This window comes from Pseudomonas sp. BF-B-15 (assembly GCF_019946675.1).
Taxonomy (GTDB): Bacteria; Pseudomonadota; Gammaproteobacteria; order Pseudomonadales; family Pseudomonadaceae; genus Aquipseudomonas; species Aquipseudomonas migulae.
This window is the reverse complement of record NZ_JAGYFZ010000035.1, coordinates 1-18,738: the sequence shown is the minus strand read 5'-3', so window position 1 is coordinate 18,738 and position 18,738 is coordinate 1. Positions and strand designations below refer to the sequence as shown.

General features: G+C 57.1%; 16 protein-coding genes, 1 other RNA gene and 2 pseudogenes. 11 read left to right on the top strand and 8 right to left on the bottom strand.

The window, feature by feature from the left end:
* Positions 1 to 56: 56 nt before the first annotated feature.
* Positions 57 to 461, bottom strand: a complete 405-nt coding sequence (gene fur / locus KGA97_RS13670; protein ID WP_003197684.1) for a ferric iron uptake transcriptional regulator — start codon at positions 459 to 461, stop codon at positions 57 to 59.
* Between the two features lie 97 nt (positions 462 to 558).
* Between fur and KGA97_RS13665 the strand changes: the two genes are divergently transcribed.
* The gene (locus KGA97_RS13665) at positions 559 to 1,086 is read left to right on the top strand and encodes an outer membrane protein assembly factor BamE (RefSeq protein ID WP_008029791.1); all 528 of its coding nucleotides are present in this window, start codon (positions 559 to 561) and stop codon (positions 1,084 to 1,086) included.
* A gap of 61 nt (positions 1,087 to 1,147) precedes the next feature.
* On the opposite strand, the gene KGA97_RS13660 is transcribed toward KGA97_RS13665, so the two are convergent.
* From KGA97_RS13660 to KGA97_RS13650, 3 genes are read right to left on the bottom strand one after another with little or no spacing between them, the layout of a single operon-like run.
* On the bottom strand, positions 1,148 to 1,462 hold the full coding sequence (locus KGA97_RS13660; protein ID WP_008036537.1) for an RnfH family protein: 315 nt from the start codon (positions 1,460 to 1,462) through the stop codon (positions 1,148 to 1,150).
* Positions 1,455 to 1,889: a type II toxin-antitoxin system RatA family toxin gene (locus tag KGA97_RS13655; protein WP_008029796.1), complete on the bottom strand. Its 435-nt coding sequence runs from the start codon at positions 1,887 to 1,889 to the stop codon at positions 1,455 to 1,457. Before KGA97_RS13655 ends, KGA97_RS13660 begins: the two co-directional genes overlap by 8 nt.
* Before the next feature lie 7 nt (positions 1,890 to 1,896).
* Positions 1,897 to 3,300 carry a sodium-dependent transporter gene (locus KGA97_RS13650; protein ID WP_008029797.1) on the bottom strand — a complete coding sequence of 468 codons (1,404 nt, stop codon included), beginning with the start codon at positions 3,298 to 3,300 and terminating at the stop codon, positions 1,897 to 1,899.
* A gap of 118 nt (positions 3,301 to 3,418) precedes the next feature.
* Between KGA97_RS13650 and smpB the strand changes: the two genes are divergently transcribed.
* Entirely contained in the window at positions 3,419 to 3,901 is a 483-nt protein-coding gene (gene smpB, locus KGA97_RS13645) for an SsrA-binding protein SmpB (RefSeq protein ID WP_008029800.1), read from the top strand.
* A gap of 110 nt (positions 3,902 to 4,011) precedes the next feature.
* Here the strand turns inward: smpB and KGA97_RS13640 are convergent, their stop codons facing one another.
* Positions 4,012 to 4,779 carry a GntR family transcriptional regulator gene (locus KGA97_RS13640; RefSeq protein ID WP_008029801.1) on the bottom strand — a complete coding sequence of 256 codons (768 nt, stop codon included), beginning with the start codon at positions 4,777 to 4,779 and terminating at the stop codon, positions 4,012 to 4,014.
* A gap of 262 nt (positions 4,780 to 5,041) precedes the next feature.
* Between KGA97_RS13640 and KGA97_RS13635 the strand changes: the two genes are divergently transcribed.
* The 8 genes from KGA97_RS13635 to ssrA all read left to right on the top strand — a co-directional run bounded on the left by KGA97_RS13635 (position 5,042) and on the right by ssrA (position 14,137).
* Positions 5,042 to 6,736, top strand: a complete 1,695-nt coding sequence (locus tag KGA97_RS13635; protein WP_223435482.1) for a lactate permease LctP family transporter — start codon at positions 5,042 to 5,044, stop codon at positions 6,734 to 6,736.
* Between the two features lie 151 nt (positions 6,737 to 6,887).
* Positions 6,888 to 7,712 carry a (Fe-S)-binding protein gene (locus KGA97_RS13630; protein ID WP_207285301.1) on the top strand — a complete coding sequence of 275 codons (825 nt, stop codon included), beginning with the start codon at positions 6,888 to 6,890 and terminating at the stop codon, positions 7,710 to 7,712.
* Positions 7,709 to 9,163 carry a LutB/LldF family L-lactate oxidation iron-sulfur protein gene (locus KGA97_RS13625; protein WP_008029808.1) on the top strand — a complete coding sequence of 485 codons (1,455 nt, stop codon included), beginning with the start codon at positions 7,709 to 7,711 and terminating at the stop codon, positions 9,161 to 9,163. The genes KGA97_RS13630 and KGA97_RS13625 overlap by 4 nt, the downstream gene beginning before the upstream one ends.
* Entirely contained in the window at positions 9,163 to 9,834 is a 672-nt protein-coding gene (locus KGA97_RS13620; protein WP_008036540.1) for a lactate utilization protein C, read from the top strand. The genes KGA97_RS13625 and KGA97_RS13620 overlap by 1 nt, the downstream gene beginning before the upstream one ends.
* Positions 9,831 to 12,641, top strand: a complete 2,811-nt coding sequence (locus KGA97_RS13615; protein ID WP_223480925.1) for an FAD-binding and (Fe-S)-binding domain-containing protein — start codon at positions 9,831 to 9,833, stop codon at positions 12,639 to 12,641. The genes KGA97_RS13620 and KGA97_RS13615 overlap by 4 nt, the downstream gene beginning before the upstream one ends.
* Positions 12,642 to 12,771: 130 nt before the next feature.
* Positions 12,772 to 13,044, top strand: a complete 273-nt coding sequence (locus KGA97_RS13610) for a hypothetical protein (RefSeq protein WP_008036547.1) — start codon at positions 12,772 to 12,774, stop codon at positions 13,042 to 13,044.
* Positions 13,045 to 13,375: 331 nt separating this feature from the next.
* Positions 13,376 to 13,630, top strand: coding sequence for a hypothetical protein (locus KGA97_RS13605; protein ID WP_008036550.1), 255 nt, complete (start codon positions 13,376 to 13,378; stop codon positions 13,628 to 13,630).
* A 113-nt stretch (positions 13,631 to 13,743) separates the two neighbouring features.
* Positions 13,744 to 14,137, top strand: a transfer-messenger RNA (tmRNA) gene (gene ssrA, locus KGA97_RS13600).
* Positions 14,138 to 14,502: 365 nt separating this feature from the next.
* On the opposite strand, the gene KGA97_RS13595 is transcribed toward ssrA, so the two are convergent.
* The 3 genes and pseudogenes from KGA97_RS13595 to KGA97_RS13585 form a co-directional block, all read right to left on the bottom strand.
* Positions 14,503 to 16,113, bottom strand: a complete 1,611-nt coding sequence (locus KGA97_RS13595; RefSeq protein WP_223480924.1) for a hypothetical protein — start codon at positions 16,111 to 16,113, stop codon at positions 14,503 to 14,505.
* Positions 16,114 to 16,432: 319 nt separating this feature from the next.
* Positions 16,433 to 16,547, bottom strand: a pseudogene (locus KGA97_RS13590) (hypothetical protein); the annotation flags it as partial.
* 18 nt (positions 16,548 to 16,565) lie between these two features.
* Positions 16,566 to 16,673, bottom strand: a pseudogene (locus KGA97_RS13585) (transcriptional regulator); the annotation flags it as partial.
* An 84-nt stretch (positions 16,674 to 16,757) separates the two neighbouring features.
* On the opposite strand from KGA97_RS13585, the gene KGA97_RS13580 reads away from it, so the two are divergent.
* On the top strand, positions 16,758 to 18,164 hold the full coding sequence (locus tag KGA97_RS13580; RefSeq protein ID WP_223480923.1) for a DUF2252 domain-containing protein: 1,407 nt from the start codon (positions 16,758 to 16,760) through the stop codon (positions 18,162 to 18,164).
* The last annotated feature ends 574 nt before the right edge of the window (positions 18,165 to 18,738 follow it).

The following is an 18,738-nucleotide window of genomic DNA, read 5'->3' as shown; positions in this document are numbered from 1 at the left end:
GGCGACCCTGGGGTCGCCTTCGTTCGTTTCGCGAATGTGAAATTCGCGCGACATGCTTACTTTTTCTTGCGCACGTACAGCACCAGATTGTGATCGACCATCTCGAAACCGTACTTGTCGACGATGGCTTTCTGCAGGCGCTCGATTTCTTCGTCGAAGAATTCGATCACTTCGCTGGTTTCGACGTTGACCATATGGTCGTGATGCTTGCCGTCATCCAGCTCGAAGACCGCATGGCCTCCGTCGAAGTTGTGCCGCACCACAAGGCCAGCTGCCTCGAACTGAGTCAGTACACGGTAAACCGTGGCCAGACCGACGTCCTCACCAGCCTCCATCAGCGCCTTGTAAACATCCTCGGCACTCATGTGGCGTTGCTCGGCGGAATCGAGCATTTGCAGAATTTTGACCCGTGGAAGGGTCACTTTGAGACCGGCTTTGCGTAGTTCGCTATTTTCAACCATGGTCAGCTTTCTCGCGATGCTGCTTCGCAGCTTCTCTTAATGCGGGTATGATCGGCGTTTACGTTGTCCCAGCCAAGATAGTGGAAGTCGCCCACCGATGCAAAACACCAAGCTCTTGCTAACCAGTTTCACCTTTGTGGGACTGCTCGCACTCGCCGGTTGTTCATTCCCCGGGGTTTACAAAATCGACATCCAGCAGGGCAATGTCGTCACGCAGGACATGATAAACCAGTTACGCCCGGGAATGACCCGTAAGCAAGTACGGTTTATCATGGGCAACCCCCTGTTGACCGACACGTTCCATGCCGATCGCTGGGATTATCTGTACAGCCTGCAACCCGGTGGCGGTGAACGCCAACAGGAACGCATTAGCGTTATCTTCAACCCAAATGACCAACTTGTCAGCCTCTCTGGTGATTTCATGCCAGGCGTGAGCCGGGACGAAGCCATTCTCGGCAAGGACAGTGGCACTAATGTGACCGCACCTGTTGAAAACGCCGAGAAGCCGAAACCGGAAAAACCGGTCAAGCCAGGTTCGTTGCTGGATCAGATCCAGAAGGACGTGGACGGCGTAGAAACCGTTCCAGTCCCGACGCCAGAACCGCTGGAAACTTCGCCGCAATAATTTGCGACGCAATAAAAAACCCGGAATGTCCGGGTTTTTTATTGTCTGGCATTTAATCAGGTCACTGATTTCGGGCTTTTGCCTCGGCGGCCTTGGCCGCGCGCAACCGGCGAACCTCTTTCGGATCGGCCAGCAAAGGCCGATAGATCTCGAGACGATCCCCCGCCCGAACCTGGTGTGTGTCCGGATCGGCGATCACCTTGCCGAAAATCCCGACCGGGCATTCGCCCAGATCCAGCTCTGGAAACGCTTCGCCTATTCCCGAATCAAGCAGCGCTGCGCGCACTGTTGTGCCTGCGGGCACCGTCACACAGCGGAGCACCTGACGATCAACGGCGGCATACACCACCTCGATTTCGATCACGGGCTTAACCATGTATCTGTTTGGCGCGCTGGCAGAACGCATCGACCAGCGTATTGGCCGCCTGATTGAACAATGGCCCCAGGGTCGCGCGAACAATCGGCCCGGCGTAATCGAACGACAGGTCCAGGCTGATCTTGCAGGCCTTGTCGGTCAACGCCTTGAACACCCAAATGCCATGCAACTGGGTGAATGGGCCTTCCTCGAGATTCATCTCGATCGATTGCCCGGGGACCAGAGTGTTACGCGTCACGAAATGCTGACTGAGGCCACCCTTGGCCACGCCAACGCTCGCGCGCATGTACTCGGGAGAGTTTTCCAGGACTTCGGCCGACGAGCACCACGGCAAAAACTCCGGGTAACGTGCCACGTCATTGACCAGGTCATACAGCGCTTGTGCCGGGTACGGCAGCAGAGCCGAACGTTGAATGTGTGTCGTCATGTCAGCGTCACTTCCACAGCTGGGCGGCAAACACTACAAGAATGCCGATGGGCGCCACATAGCGCATCAAAAACAGGGACAGATTGAACAGCATGGGGTTGCGGATCGACAACTCGTCGCGCACCGCTTCACGCCCCATCACCCATCCTGCAAACACCACGAAACACAAACCACCGAGTGGCAACATGATCCGCGAGGTAAAGAAATCGATCACGCCAAAGAAATCCAGACCGCCGGCCGCACCCCATTGATAGAGATGGAACATCCCGCCTTCGTTCACGAAAAATTTGGCTTCCTTCCAGATATTGAAGGAAAACACCGTGCCCAGACCGACGAACCAGCAGGTGAACGCCAGCCAGAAAGTCACCCACGCGCGGCTGACTTTAGTGCGTTCAACCAGGTAAGCCACCATCGGTTCGAGCAATGAAATCGCCGAACTCCAGGCTGCAATCGCGACCAGGACGAAGAACACTACCCCCATCAACTGGCCAAACGCTACGTTGCCAAAGGCAAATGGCAGGCTGACGAACATCAGGCCAGGGCCTTCGCTCGGGTTCAGGCCGGCGGCGAACACAATCGGAAACAATGCCAGACCCGCGACCAGCGAAACAAAGGTATCGAGCAGCGCGACACCGACCACGGTGCCGGAGATCGACGAGTGTTTCGGCATGTAGGCGCCATAAATCATGATCGAACCAACGCCCACGCTCAGGGAAAAGAACGCGTGCCCCATGGCCGGCAACAAGCCGTCGAGGACTTTTTCCGGATGGAAGTCGAACATGAAATGCACGCCCTCCATGAAATGGCCGGTGGTCATGCTGTAACCCAGCAGCACCAGAACCATCACGAAGAGCAGCGGCATCATGATGCGCAGGCTGCGCTCAAGGCCGGCGACTACGCCCCTGGCGATGACGACGGCGGACAACAGCATAAAAATCGTATGCCAAAGTGTCAGGCGCCATGGATCGGCGATCACCTTGCCAAAGTACGCACCGACCTGATCCGGCGTTACCCCCTGAAAGTCGCCGCGCCCCATGTCGATGATGTAATCCAGCGACCAACCACCGACGACACTATAGAAAGACAGGATCAGCAACGCCGTGATCATCCCGGCGAATGCGCCCCAGGACCACTTGCCCGAATGCCCGGCCTCCAGCGCCAGCACCTTCAAGGCATTGGCCGGACTTTGCCGGGCGCGGCGACCGATCAGGGTTTCAGCCAGCATGACCGGTACGCCGATCAGTGCGATACAGGCCAGGAACATCAATACAAAGGCACCGCCGCCGTAGACCCCGACCATGTACGGGAACTTCCAGATGCTACCCAGGCCCACGGCCGAACCGGTCGCGGCGAGTATGAAGACCCAGCGGCTAGCCCAACTGCCGTGGACAGAAACCTTGTCTGTCGACATCGTTACCACGTCCAAGCATTGAAAAAAGAGGGCGCATTGTCCGGGATTCAATCAACCTGCTCAAGCACGCAGCATCACCGTAGCCGACTCGCGTGCAACTCCCTATAATGCCGCCCCTATGGCTAAACAGAAGAAACACCCAACAGGGACCATCGCGCAGAATAAAAAGGCGCGACACGATTACTTCATCGAACATCGGTTCGAGGCTGGTCTGGTCCTGGCCGGCTGGGAAGTAAAAAGTCTGCGGGCAAGCAAGCTGCAACTGGTCGACAGTTACGTGCTGCTCAAGGATGGCGAAGCCTGGCTGCTCGGCAGCCACATTACGCCCCTGACGACCGCCAGCACGCACGTCATCGCCGATCCGACGCGCACCCGCAAATTGCTGCTCAACCGCCGCGAGCTGGAAAAGCTGGCCGCCGCCGTGCAGCAAAAGGGTTACGCCTGCGTGTGCCTGTCCTGGTACTGGAGCAAGCACATGGTCAAGTGCGAGATCGCTCTGGGCAAGGGCAAGAAGGAATACGACAAGCGTGATACCGAACGCGAACGCGACGCCGGTCGCGAGTTGCAGCGAGCGGTGCGCAACAAGGGCAAGGAAGAGTAATTTTTCGCCTTGAGGCCCTCTTCGCGGGCAAGCCTCGCTCCTACACGTCACCCTGTAGGAGCGAGGCTTGCCCGCGAATGCAATCGCACGAACGATACAAAACTAACTGACTACATCCCCTTGCGCCGCTCCGCCCGGGCCATGCGCTGCACTTCCTGACGCACCTCTTCCAGCACTTCCTGTACATACAAAATGTGTCGACTGGAAACTTCCCGCGCCTGCTCCGCCCGCCCCTCGATAATCGCCATGTACAACTCCCGATGCTGCGTGATCAGCATGTCGCGGGTTTCCGTGCGCTGTTTGTACATGCCGCCAATGTTGGTCACCACGTTGCGTTTGAGCAGATCGAACAGCCCGCGAATGGTGTGCAGCAACACCGCGTTGTGACTGGCTTCGGCGATTGCCAAGTGAAACTTCGCGTCCGCCGCCCCCTCTTCCGCCCGACTCACTTCATCGTGACGGGTGTAGCAGTCCTGCAATTCATTGAAGGCCGCGGTCAGCCGCTCGCGATCGACATCTGTCGCCCGCATTGCTGCGTAATAGGCGCAGGACGCTTCCAGGGTATGGCGAAATTCAAGCAGATCGCGCTGGGCCTCGGGGTTGCTTTCAAGCAGATGAAGCAGCGGATCACTGAATGTCGTGCCCAGTGACTCCACCACATAGTTGCCGCCCCCCTGGCGACTGACCAGCAAGCCCTTGGCCGCCAGCTTCTGAATCGCTTCGCGCAACGAAGGGCGTGACACGCCGAACTGCTCGGCCAATGCGCGCTCGGCCGGCAAGCGCTCACCTGCCTTCAGCGTGCCCTCGAGGATCATCCCCTCAAGCTGCTCGACAATATCGTCAGACAAACGGCGCTGACGAATTTGATCAAACCCCATAACTCAATTCTCCACGATCCCGACGGCTCGCCGGGCTCTCTATTCTGGCCTATCGGCGCTTTGCCAGCACCTACCAGACGGCATTTGTACGACCGGCCCAAACAGGCGCCACAGCGCTTGTTCGACAAAAGTTTTAGGGCGGCAAATTGACACGCCGCCTACAAGGCTTTTACCCTAGCGAACAGCGATTGTAAATTGGTATTACCAATTATCCAAGAACGCTGATCAGTGCCTGACCAACAACAATTAGGGGCCACCCCATATGCAAACCTGGCAACAGCTCTATACCCCGCTCGGCAGCCTCGGCTTTTCCGCGCTCGCAGCCGTTATCCCCATCGTGTTTTTCTTCCTGGCGTTGGCCGTGTTCCGACTCAAAGGGCACGTGGCCGGCAGCATCACGCTGGCTTTGTCCATTGCGGTGGCCATCTTCGCGTTCCAGATGCCGGTCGATATGGCATTCGCCGCCGCCGGGTATGGCTTCGCCTACGGCCTGTGGCCGATTGCGTGGATCATCGTCGCCGCCGTGTTCCTCTACAAACTGACGGTCAAGAGTGGTCAGTTCGAGGTGATTCGCAGCTCCGTCCTGTCGATCACCGACGACCAGCGTTTGCAGGTGCTGCTGATCGGTTTCTGCTTCGGTGCATTCCTTGAAGGTGCAGCCGGTTTCGGCGCACCGGTAGCGATTACCGCCGCCCTCCTTGTAGGACTCGGCTTCAACCCGCTGTACGCCGCAGGCCTGTGCCTGATCGCCAACACCGCGCCAGTGGCCTTCGGCGCCTTGGGGATCCCGATCATCGTGGCCGGGCAAGTGACCGGTATCGACGCGTTCAAGATCGGCGCCATGACCGGTCGCCAACTGCCGCTGCTGTCGCTGTTCGTGCCGTTCTGGCTGGTGTTCATGATGGACGGCCTGCGCGGCGTGCGGGAAACCTGGCCAGCAGCACTGGTGGCCGGTTTGAGCTTCGCCATCACCCAATACTTCACGTCGAACTTCATCGGCCCGGAACTGCCGGACATCACCTCGGCCCTGGCCAGCCTGATTTCCCTGACGCTGTTCCTGAAAGTCTGGCAGCCGAAACGCGCCGCAGGCCAACACATCGTCGGCGCCGTTTCGGCCTCTGTTGTGACTGCCAGCGCCGGCGGTTTCGGCCAGCCGCGCACAACCGTGGCCTCGCCTTACAGCCTCGGTGAAATTTTCAAAGCCTGGTCGCCGTTCCTGATCCTCACCGTGCTGGTCACCATCTGGACCCTGAAGCCGTTCAAGGCGATGTTCGCCGCCGGCGGCTCGATGTACGGCTGGGTGTTCAACTTCGCCATTCCGCACCTGGACCAAATGGTGATCAAGGTCGCTCCGATCGTGACCGCTCCGACCGCCATCCCGGCTGTGTTCAAACTCGATCCGATTTCCGCGACCGGCACGGCGATTTTCTTCTCCGCACTGATCTCGATGCTGGTGTTGAAGATCAACATCAAAACTGGTCTGACCACTTTTAGAGAGACGTTCTACGAGCTGCGTTGGCCGATTCTGTCCATCGGCATGGTGTTGGCGTTCGCCTTCGTCACCAACTACTCGGGCATGTCGTCGACCATGGCACTGGTATTGGCAGGCACCGGCGCGGCATTCCCGTTCTTCTCGCCGTTCCTCGGCTGGCTGGGTGTGTTCCTGACCGGTTCCGACACCTCGTCCAACGCACTGTTCAGCTCGTTGCAAGCGACCACCGCGCACCAGATCGGCGTCAACGACACCTTGTTGGTGGCGGCAAACACCAGCGGCGGTGTGACCGGCAAGATGATCTCGCCACAATCGATCGCCGTGGCCTGCGCCGCGACCGGTCTGGTCGGCAAGGAATCGGACCTGTTCCGTTTCACCCTCAAGCACAGCCTGTTCTTCGCAACCATCGTCGGCCTGATCACCTTGGCTCAGGCCTACTGGTTCACCGGCATGCTGGTGCACTAAGTACTACACGAAAAAACGCAAAAACCGACGCCGGACCACGATTCCGGCGTCAGCTATTCACAACCCGGTCTGTAAGGCTGCTGAAAGAATCTCTCTCTATATTCAGCAGCCTCAGCGGACGGATAACCGGGACCACCCGGAGACACGCCTGATGAGCGAGCTTTTTTACAACGCCGTGCCGAACGCGACCCGCGTCGCCCCGCTACTGCCCAAGCCTCGGCAATATCCCAGCGAAAAACCGGCACGGGTCTACCTGTTCGGGACCTGCGTGGTTGATCTGTTCTACCCGGAAGCCGGGATGGATGCGATTCACCTGCTGGAACGCGAAGGCATTCGTGTCGAGTACCCGCAAGGGCAAAGCTGCTGCGGGCAACCGGCCTACACCTCCGGTTACACCGACCAGGCCCGGACCGTGGCGCGCGCGCAACTGGCGCTGTTCGCTGGAGATTATCCGGTGGTGGTGCCGTCGGGATCGTGCGCCGGCATGCTGCGCGAGCACTATGCCGACTTGTTCAAGGACGAGCCGCAAACGTTGAAACAGGTTCAGGCCCTGGCGGCCCGGACGTATGAGCTGGCCGAGTTTCTGTTGTTTGTCTGCAAGGTGCAGCTCAAAGACAGCGGCGAACCGGTCAAAGTGGCGTTGCACACATCGTGTTCGGCACGTCGTGAGATGAACACCCACTTGCACGGCCGCGAGTTGTTGGCGCAGTTGGGGAATGTGGAGCGAGTCGAGCACAGCCATGAAAGTGAATGCTGTGGCTTCGGTGGGACTTTCAGCGTCCGTATGCCAGACATTTCCGGCGCGATGGTGGCTGACAAGACCCGGGCGTTGAAGGAATCTGGCGCGCACAAGGTACTCAGTGCCGATTGCGGTTGCCTGATGAACATCAACGGCTCGCTGGAGAAACAGAAGGAAGCGTTGCGCGGCCAACACCTGGCCAGTTTCCTTTGGCAGCGCACCGGAGGTGTTCAATGAACGCTTCCGCGATTATTCCTACGGTTGCCGTAGAAGAAGATTTCCGCACCCGTGCGCACAAGGCGTTGGGTGACAAGCAACTGCGAAACAACTTTCGCACTGCGATGGATTCACTGATGACAAAACGGGCAGCGTCCTTCAGCGATGCCCATGAAAGAGAACATTTGCGAGCACTGGGCAATGCTGTCCGCGCCCGTGCGTTATCGAAGTTGCCCGACCTGCTCGAGCAACTTGAACAGAACCTGACCCGCAACGGTGTGACAGTGCACTGGGCGGAAACGGTGGACGAAGCCAATGGCATCGTCCTCTCGATCATCCGCGCTCACGAGGGGCGGCAAGTGATCAAGGGCAAATCGATGGTCAGCGAAGAAATGGAGATGAACCATTTCCTCGCTGAACGGGGCATTGAATGCCTGGAATCGGACATGGGCGAGTACATCGTCCAGCTCGACCACGAGAAGCCTTCACACATTATTATGCCGGCGATCCACAAGAATGCCGGTCAGGTCGCGTCCTTGTTCCATGACAAACTTGGCGTGGAATACACCAAGGACGTTGACCAACTCATTCAGATCGGTCGCAAAGTCTTGCGGCAGAAATTCTTCGAAGCGGACATCGGCGTCTCAGGCGTCAACTTCGCCGTGGCCGAAACCGGCACCTTGCTGCTGGTGGAAAACGAAGGCAACGGGCGCATGACCACCACGGTGCCGCCGGTGCACATCGCCGTTACCGGCATCGAAAAAGTCGTGGAAAACCTGCGTGACGTGGTGCCGCTGGTGTCACTGTTGACCCGCTCGGCCCTCGGCCAGCCGATCACCACCTACGTCAACATGATCTCCGGCCCACGCAAGGCCGATGAACTCGATGGCCCGCAGGAAGTGCACCTTGTGCTGCTGGACAACGGTCGCAGCCAGGCCTTTGCCGACAGTGAATTACGCCAGACCCTGAACTGCATTCGCTGCGGCGCCTGTATGAATCATTGCCCGGTCTACACTCGAATCGGCGGCCACGCCTATGGGGAGGTTTACCCTGGGCCTATCGGAAAAATCATCACGCCGCACATGGTCGGCCTGGCGAATGTCCCGGATCATCCGAGTGCGTCATCGCTGTGTGGTGCTTGCGGCGAAGTCTGTCCGGTAAAAATCCCTATCCCTTCCCTACTGCGACGCCTGCGGGAAGAGAACGTCAAAGCCCCGGATAGCCCGCATCAAGTGATGCGCGGCCAGGGCAGCAAGTATTCGCGCAAGGAGCGTTTTATCTGGAATGCCTGGGCGAAACTCAACAGCTCACCGACGCTGTATCGACTGTTCGGCTTTGTCGCCACGCGTCTGCGTGCCCTCGCACCGAGCAACGTCGGCCCCTGGACGCAAAACCACAGCGCCCCGAAACCGGCTGCCCGCTCACTGCACGACATGGCCCGCGAGCATCTGGCCAAACAGGGAGATCGCTGATGAGCGCCAAGCAAAACATCCTCGCCAAGTTACGGAAAAGTCTGACCGGCACAACGCCCGTGCCTGACGAGTTCGACGTCGAACTGGTGACAGCGCCGTACACCTACGCACCCGAACAACGCATTCCGCAGCTGCGCAAACTGATGGAAGCGGTGCACACAGAAATCCACCTGACGTCCGGCGAAGCCTGGCCTTCGTTGCTTGCTCAGTTGCTGCAGGATCGTCAGCTGCCCAGCCTGTTGATCGCGCCGACGACGCCGCACGGTCAACGTGTCACTCAGCACTGGGCGAAAAATCCTGGCTTGCCGACGCTCAAGGCCTACGACCGTCCGGTGGAAGAATGGAAAGCCGAGCTGTTCAACGACACACCGGCCAGCCTGACCACCACCCTCGGCGCAATCGCCGCCACAGGTAGCCTGATTCTCTGGCCGACGCGGGAAGAACCGCGCTTGATGAGCCTGGTGCCCCCCGTACATTTCGCCCTGCTCAAGGCCAGTGAAATCCGTGACAACTTCTATCAGGTGCAGCAGGAGTTCAACTGGGCTCACGGCATGCCGACCAACGCGCTGCTGGTGTCCGGCCCGTCGAAAACGGCCGACATCGAACAAGTCCTGGCTTACGGTGCCCACGGCCCGAAAGACCTGGTGGTTTTGATCCTGGAGGACCAATGACTCTACCGGCGACTTTCCTGCGAGATGCGCAGCAACTGATACCTCAAGAACGACGGTTCGACGACCCTTTGTCGACATTGGCGTTCGGCACCGATGCCAGTTTCTACCGGTTGATTCCGCAATTGGTGATCCGCGTCGAGTCTGAAGATGAAGTGGTGGCGTTGCTGAAACTGGCGCAACGGGATCAGGTTCCGGTGACCTTCCGCGCCGCCGGCACCAGCCTGTCCGGCCAGGCCATCAGCGATTCGGTGCTGATCGTGCTTGGGGATAACTGGAACGGACGCGAGATCCGCGGCCACGGCACGCAAATCCGTCTGCAGCCGGGCGTCATCGGCGCGCAGGCCAACGCTTGGCTGGCGCCGTTCGGACGCAAGATCGGTCCCGACCCGGCCTCGATCAACGCCTGCAAAATCGGCGGTATCGTCGCCAATAACGCCAGCGGCATGTGCTGCGGCACGGCGCAAAATACCTATCACACGCTGGCCGGTATTCGCCTGGTGCTCGCCGACGGCAGCCGCCTCGACACCGAAGATGCGGCGAGTGTCGCGGCGTTTCGTGAGAGCCACGCAGCGCTGCTTGAACGTTTAGCGACACTGGGCCGCGAGACCCGCGCCAATTCCGAACTGGCTGCAAAAATCCGCCACAAATACCGTCTAAAAAATACCACCGGCCTGTCACTCAACGCCCTGGTGGATTACGACGAGCCTGTGGATATCTTGAGCCACTTGCTGGTGGGTTCCGAAGGCACCCTGGGGTTCATCAGTGCCGTGACCTACGACACGGTGATCGACCACCCGAACAAGGCCTCGGCACTGATCGTGTTTCCGGATGTGGAGACCTGCTGCAACGCCGTCACCGTGCTGAAAAGCCAACCGGTGTCGGCCGTGGAACTGCTCGACCGTCGCAGTCTGCGTTCAGTGCAGAACAAACCCGGCATGCCGGATTTCGTACAGCACCTGTCGAACAATGCCTGCGCGCTGCTGATCGAATCCCGCGCCGCGTCGTCGACTTTGCTGCACGAGCAACTGGCGCAAATCATGGCGTCGCTGACTTCGTTCCCAGTGGAAAAACAGGTCGATTTCACCGAAGACCCAATCGAGAACGCCCGCCTCTGGGCCATTCGCAAGGACACCTTCCCCGCCGTCGGCGCGGTGCGCAAAACCGGCACCACGGTGATCATCGAAGACGTGACCTTCCCGGTAGAACAACTGGCCATCGGCGTGAATCGTCTGATCGAGTTGTTCGACAAGCATCACTACGACGAAGCGATCCTTTTCGGACACGCGCTGGAAGGTAATCTGCACTTCGTCTTCACCCAAGGCTTCAACAACCCGGAAGAAGTCGCACGCTACCAGGCGTTCATGGACGACGTGGCGCAGTTGGTCGCGGTGGAATTCGGCGGTTCGCTGAAAGCCGAGCACGGCACCGGTCGCAACATGGCGCCGTTCGTGGAACTGGAATGGGGCAGCGATGCCTACCAGTTGATGTGGCAGCTCAAACGCCTGCTCGACCCCAACGGCATTCTCAATCCGGATGTGGTGCTCAGCGACGATCCGCAGATTCACCTCAAACACCTGAAGCCGTTGCCGGCCGCCGACGAGATTGTGGATAAGTGCATCGAGTGCGGTTTTTGTGAGCCGGTCTGCCCGTCGAAAGGCCTGACCCTGAGCCCGCGCCAGCGCATCGTGATCTGGCGAGACATTCAGGCAAAAAAACGCGCCGGCGTGGACACCACGGAACTCGAAGCCGCTTACGAATACCAAGGCATCGACACCTGCGCCGCCACCGGGTTGTGCGCACAGCGTTGCCCTGTAGGAATCAACACTGGCGAGCTGGTGAAAAAGCTTCGCGGCCGTAAGGCGACGCATACGAAAACTGCCAATTGGCTGGAAGGCAATTTCGCCACCGCGCTGCAAGGCGCCCGTTTCACCCTGCATGTGGCCAATGGCGCGCGGATGCTGCTGGGGGCGCCACGTCTGGCGAAGCTTTCGGCAACGCTGACGAAGTTGTCCAAAGGCCAGGTCCCACAATGGACCAACGCCATGCCGCAGCCAGAAAAAGCCATTCGCTTCAGCCCGATCGTGTCGGACGAGCGCCCTCGCGTGGTGTACCTGGCAGCTTGCGTCTCACGGGTCATGGGCCCGGCGGCCGGTGATAAAGAGCAAATGTCGCTGTACGACAAAACCCGTGGCCTGCTGGAAAAAGCCGGTTACCAGGTAGTCTTTCCGGACAATCAGGACAATCTCTGCTGCGGCCAGCCGTTTGCCTCCAAGGGCTACGCCGAACAGGCCGAACACAAGCGCCAGGAACTGATTGGCGCATTACTGCACGCCAGCCGTGGCGGGCTCGATCCGATCTACTGCGACACCAGCCCCTGTACCTTGCGACTGGTTCAGGACCTGGGAGATGTTCGACTGGACCTGTACGACCCGGTGCGTTTCATCCGTACGCATTTGATGGATCGTCTCGACTTCACGCCGCAGGAAGCGCCCATCGCCGTGCACGTCACGTGCAGCACTCAGCACCTCGGGGAAAGCCAGGCGCTGATTGATCTGGCGCGCAAGTGCAGCAAAAACGTGGTCATTCCCGAAGGCATTCACTGCTGTGGATTTGCCGGCGACAAGGGCTTCACCACGCCGGAGCTGAATGCCCATTCGCTGCGTACGCTCAAGGACGCGGTGCAACAGTGCAGCGAGGGGATTTCGACCAGCCGCACCTGTGAGATCGGTCTGACGCAACATGGCGGAATCGACTACCACGGGCTGGTCTATCTGGTGGATCGGGTCACACAGCCGAGGGGCATCTGAAGAAAAATAGAACCCTGACGAAACGTCGTAGTCCACTGGTTAAGCCCGGACATTGCCGGGCCTTACCCAACCTCGGCAGCCCGTTCTGATGGCCAGCAAATGCGTGGACCCTCAGATCAAGGAGATACTCATGAAACGTTCTGTACTGTTAGGTCTGTTCGTTACTGTCTCGCTGATGGCGTCCCCCTCGTTTGCCGCTGAAGACCTCTGTGCGGTCAACATTAAAACCATCGAAAATGCCAGGGCACAGACTCCTCCAGAAATGTCTGATCAGGTAATGGACAGCGTCAAGCAAGCCAAAGCCGATCAGGCAAAAGGCACCAAGGAAGGGACTGACGATTGCATCGCCGAGACAGAACAAACGATCAAGCAAATCAAGGACGCGAACAAAGGCGGGAAGTAACCCGGCACAATGCCAACCTTCGGGTGGGCTTTCCTGGCGTTCAACTCGCAGGCTTGTTGCTCATCAAGATTCACAGAGCAACAGGCCAGGGAGCGCTCAGGATGGCTCCACCCAATGCGAAACAAACCAAAACCCGCTAACTGCGGGTTTTGTTGCTTCTGGGGTTTGGGCATGCATGGACCTTTTTTCCATAGCCTTTGGGTGAAAAGCGAATTCTTGCGCAGCGTCGTAGTCTTTTAGTTAGGGCCGATCAATCGTGGCTTGTTTTTCGACCTCGGCCGAGCCCCCGCCCCTATGGCAGCACCAAGACTACCCGTACAAGGAAATACCCATGAAACGTACCGCGATCGCTGGTTTGCTCATGTCTGCTGCACTGTTGGCTTCTCCCGTATTTGCAGCGGACAACGACCTTTGTACGAGCAAGCTGCAACAGCTCAAAGCCAAAGTGAATGCACTGCCGGCGAGCCCTGACAACACCACAATGGAGATCAAAAGACTGCTGGCCAGCGCCGAAGCTTCAAAAGCTGCCGGGGACGACAAAAAATGCGTCACCGAGGCCACCCAGGCATTGTCGCTGGCAAACTGAGCAAAGATCCCAACCCATGATCACTCGCGCCAAGCATCGGGTGGCCTTCTGAGCCACGTTGGCGTACACTGCGCAGGCTTGCTGCTCACTTTGATTCACAGAGCAACAGGCACGGGGCCGTTTAGGATTCGACGCCGGTCGCGAAACTTTAGGTGCATGCCGAGTTGGTAACAGAACTCGTAAATCCACTGTTGCAACTTCTTATAGTTGCCAATGACGAAACCTACGGGGAATACGCTCTCGCTGCGTAAGCAGCCTTAGCCCTTCCCTTCTGGTACCTTCGGGTCCAGCAATCATCAGGGGATGTCTGTAAACCCAAAGTGATTGTCATATAGAACAGAATCGCCGTGCAGTACGTTGTGGACGAAGCGGCTAAAACTTACACAACTCGCCCAAAGCACCCTGCCCGTCGGGTCGCTGAGGGTTAACTTAATAGACACGGCTACGCATGTAGTACCGACAGCGGAGTACTGGCGGACGGGGGTTCAAATCCCCCCGGCTCCACCAAACAAGCTAGACAAAAAAGGCACTTGGCGATTATCGCAAGTGCCTTTTTTGTGTCCGCATGGTTGGGCTTCGCTCGTTGATCAGTCGCCAGGCAGCCTGACGAAAGGAGCAGCGTCTCTTCAGGATCGCGCATTCGTTGCAACATCTACCCCCCACATCGCCATCAGTCACAAGGGGTGGCTATAGCAACGCCTTGATCACGCGTTGTCGCTGAAAATAAAGAAAGCCGCAAATCCTCGGAAAATTGAATTTTTACGGCTTTTTTACCTGGGCGCTCTCCATTCAATTCGGCCAACCACCTAAAACGCCACACCTCCATACGCGGTGCGCCATAGCAAACGATTTGATGAGTACATGACCCACGACTACTTCAGGATTTCGCATCGGACCCTATTCAGTAAATAAGGACCGAACTGTTGTGTGCTTAAATATTTCAAGACACCTCCATGATGCTCACCGCAATAAATATCAAGATACTCAAGCATCTTTTCACTGGATATCACGGGCACTCCAGCCTTATCCAGGAGTTTATCAACCATCCCCCGGCCTCCTGCAGTCTCTGAAAAAGCGACTGAAAAAGGCGCAAGCGTAGAAACGCCAAGACCGTAAAACTGATACTGCATCGCCGTCGTTGCTGCGCCCATTACAGGATAAATAGCTTCAAAGGGTACGCCAACACCCCATACAACTATTGGATAATCAGGGAAGTCGTGAAAAGACTCACTGGCTGCTACTATTCTATTTTTTGAGCCTTCAACTTCCGGATATAAATTTACCACCGTGATCAACGCAGCCACAAGCGGGATAGCGACACTCAACTTCTTGCGCCACCCCGAAGCCATCACAGTAAAAAACGGAGCAATTAACAGCAAGCCGACAAGTGGAACATATACCCGCAAGATCCCAGGGCGCCCCAACAACCCAAATGCAAACATCGCAGAAACACACAAACCCCAACTTACCGCCAATCGCCAACTTGGCCTGATTAATAGCAACGATAACGCAGCCAATACAGAAACCAAGAGCACAGGATGCCACAAGACCTGGATTCCTAGCCAACCGTTACCCAGTGCAATGTCCTGAGTCGGCACGGCACCCAACTCGTCCAGCATTGCCTGTAATACTTGCGGCTTTGCAACAACTGAATCCACAAAAAACCAGTTTTCTATCAGGCTTACATCATTAGAACTGTAACCATGGTGCGATAGAATATCCTGCCGCTGCTTAAGGTTTTCTGCAGCACCAAAATCCGTAAAAGGGGCGCGCGCCGGGTTAAGCTCACTGAATGCCCCCCATTCGTCGCCCTGATAGGCTCGGTGGTCGATGAAGGCTGCTACTGCCACCGCCAAAGCGAGAACAACAAAAGAAATTTTCGCCTGTTTTAGTAAAAGTATTTTTTTCCAGCGAAGTAGCGGCCATGCAACGAGAAGCACCAGCAAAAACTCATGACTTCTAATCATATAGCTAAAAAAGGCTAGAACACAGCCGTACACCAACATTCGAAAATCACGTTCCCTCTCATACAAATGCCAGCAGACAAATGCGGCCACCATCAAAAAACCAGAGTTAATGGTGAATTGAGGAAAAAGTGTTGGGCGCGCAAGCAAAAGTACTAATACAGACAAACAACCCAAGTAACTCACGCCAAGCCGGAACAGCCCATTAACAACAAACGCCCCAACTACAACCAGAGTCCCCATGGTTGCAATGGAATAACCTAATACACCATTAACTTCCGGAATAAATCGTACAAAGTACCCCCACAAAACGTTTGAAAACATAAGGGTCGGTGGAGAACCACTGGATGCAATACCATAACCATGAGCGATCATCGACATTGCAACATCATCATTTGTTTCCCATATCGGAAACAACAATGAACAAACCAATAATACGAAACAAGTGACCAGAGCGAAAGAGCCGGCTAAAATCAGGCACTTCGAATTCATGACTGGCTTAACTTTAAAATCAATCACAAACTTCCACCATTTCTTCCACAAAGACAACCAGCATGACGACATCCTTTGCTGCAATTCGACCACTGTTATTTTTTAACAACTATTAAATTAGACGATACTTTACAATAAAGCCCTGTACTCCACCTATTGTTTTTCTAAAATATTTCGGTATCAGCCGGCTGTTAAAACAGTACCACGATCCGGACGTCTACTCATACTGGTCGTGTTTTTTGTTGAGCTCCCACCACTCTCGGTCGACGTAATGTCCTGACTCAGAAAAAGGCTCCTGGTGGTTTTCCCAGTGCCTTTTTTTGTGCCAGTAGAATCGCCAACGAGACTACATCAACGTGTCGTACTCCAGGTCTTCCAGCGCCGTGGACAGTCGTTGCAGCCCCAACAACGCACACCAGCAACGACAGCGTGACCCCGTAACCAAAGAAGCCTCGGCCAAGGCGAATTACCGCCCTTCAGTAAGCAAGCATGCTCACCGAAAGAGCGCCCTTCTCCACAGCAATGACTTTGCGCCGCGTCAATCGGGCAAGTTCGGCGAGTTTCGCTTGTGTGAGGCCACGATTCATACGCTTTCCGCGTTTTTTTTCTATGAACGAAGTTTCATGGCCCTCCTACACTCAATCCGCACAAGCCCACAACGCAGAGTCGCCATGACCACCCTCAAAGACCGCTTGAAGCAAGGCAAGGACGCTCGAAAAAACTGCCCTCGCAGTGCTCAAGCGGCCACCGGAAAAACCAATCGTGACCCGCTGCCACTGATCAAGCGCTCCAGCGAGGGACGGGTCAATTCTCTGGTCGAGTTGCGCTACGGTCGCATGCTGGTGTCGCCATTCACCTTTTATCGCGGCAACGCGCTGTTGCAGGCTCACGACCTGGCCGGCACGGCGAACATGGGTCTGGTGTCGACGATCTGCGGTGACAGTCACTTGATGAACTTCGGCGGTTTCGCCACGCCGGAACGCAACCTGCTGTTCAGCGTCAATGACTTCGATGAGGCCCATCCCGGCCCCTGGGAGTGGGATGTCAAACGTCTGGTGGCGAGTTTCATGGTGGCCGCCCGTGACCTGCGCCATGGCGAAACCGTGGAAGAAAATGTCTGCCGCGAAGTGGTCGCCGCGTATCAGCAAACGATGCTCGAATGCGCAGAGCAAAGCGCGTTGGAGACTTGGTACGAGTCCATCAGTTATGACGATCTGCGGCAACAGGCGAGTAAAGCCACGCTGGAGCACGTGGAGCGCGCCATCGCCAAAGCCGAACGCCGCACCCATGCCGAACTGTTGCCGAAAATCAGTGAACGTGACGCCGAAGGCCGTCTGATCATTCGCGATGATCTGCCAGAAATTTTCCATCTGCACAAAAACACCACGCTGCTGGATGCCGACGATGACTGGCTGCGGCTCGCGGACTGGCGACCGCTCTACGAGACGTTCATGAGTGAGTACCGGACGACCCTGCAAGCCGACCGGCGCGGGCTGCTGTCACGTTTCAATGTTCAGGACCTGGCGTTCAAAGTGGTCGGTGTCGGCAGTGTCGGCACGCGCTGCCTGGTGGCGCTGCTGACTGACGAGCAAGAGTTCCCGTTGTTCCTGCAATTCAAGGAAGCACGGCGGTCGGTGCTCGCCGATTACGTGAAGACCAAGTCTCGCGTGCGGCATAACGGTCAGCGCGTGGTCGATGGCCAACGGCTGATGCAGTCCGCCAGTGATCTGTTCCTCGGCTGGACCACCGGCCCCAACGGTCGCCATTTTTACGTGCGCCAGTTGCGCGACATGAAAATCTCCGCCGAACTGGAAACCTTCGACGCCGAAGCCTTTGCCGCCTACGGCCGAATCTGCGGCCGCGCCCTCGCCCGTGCGCACGCCAAATCGTCCGGGCACGCTGCGCAGATCAGCGGTTATATCGGCAAAAGCGATGCGCTGGCCGATGCGCTGTTCAAGTATGCGAAAACCTATACCGAACAGAATGACCAAGACTTCGAACGCTTCCAGCAAGCCTGTCGCAAGGGGCGTTTGCGGGCACGGTCGGAGGCGGACTTTGCGGCCGATCATTTGCCGTAAGCCCCGACTTTGCCGCGGCGCAGATGAATTTTTCTTCACCCCATCGCGCCCCGGCAACCGGTACATTGCGCTCGCTCATTCAAGAAACTACGGTTTGCCCGCCCTCCCGCGGGCTTTTTTTTTGGTTCTTCACGGATTGCGCGTACGACCGCAGTCGCCTGTAGGAGCGAGCCTGCTCGCGATGGCGGCTTCACTGTCGATAAAAATGTCGTCGTCATTGCAGGACATCTCCTACCAAAAACGAAGAAAACGCCCACAGATTTTTAAGGTTGTTGCTCGGAAGCGGGCTCTTTAGTCTTTGCTTGTCACTGAAAACTCAGTGATCGGGTGTGAGAACCTGGCAACTTATGGTCATACAGAGCCTGTAACCGCATAATCGCGCCAGCTTATCCGCTGTCCGCAAATGCGTTATGGCGGCTGTGTGCGGGCAGACTTTGGTCTGGCCCGGGTGTCCATAACCGGTTTTCTCACCCCGCACATAGCTGCCACCTCTTAGCCGCGTGAGAAACGGCAAGCGGCGGCTCCAACGCAAAAGGAAAATTTGTATGGACAAATTAATCCCCGACCCCCCGAC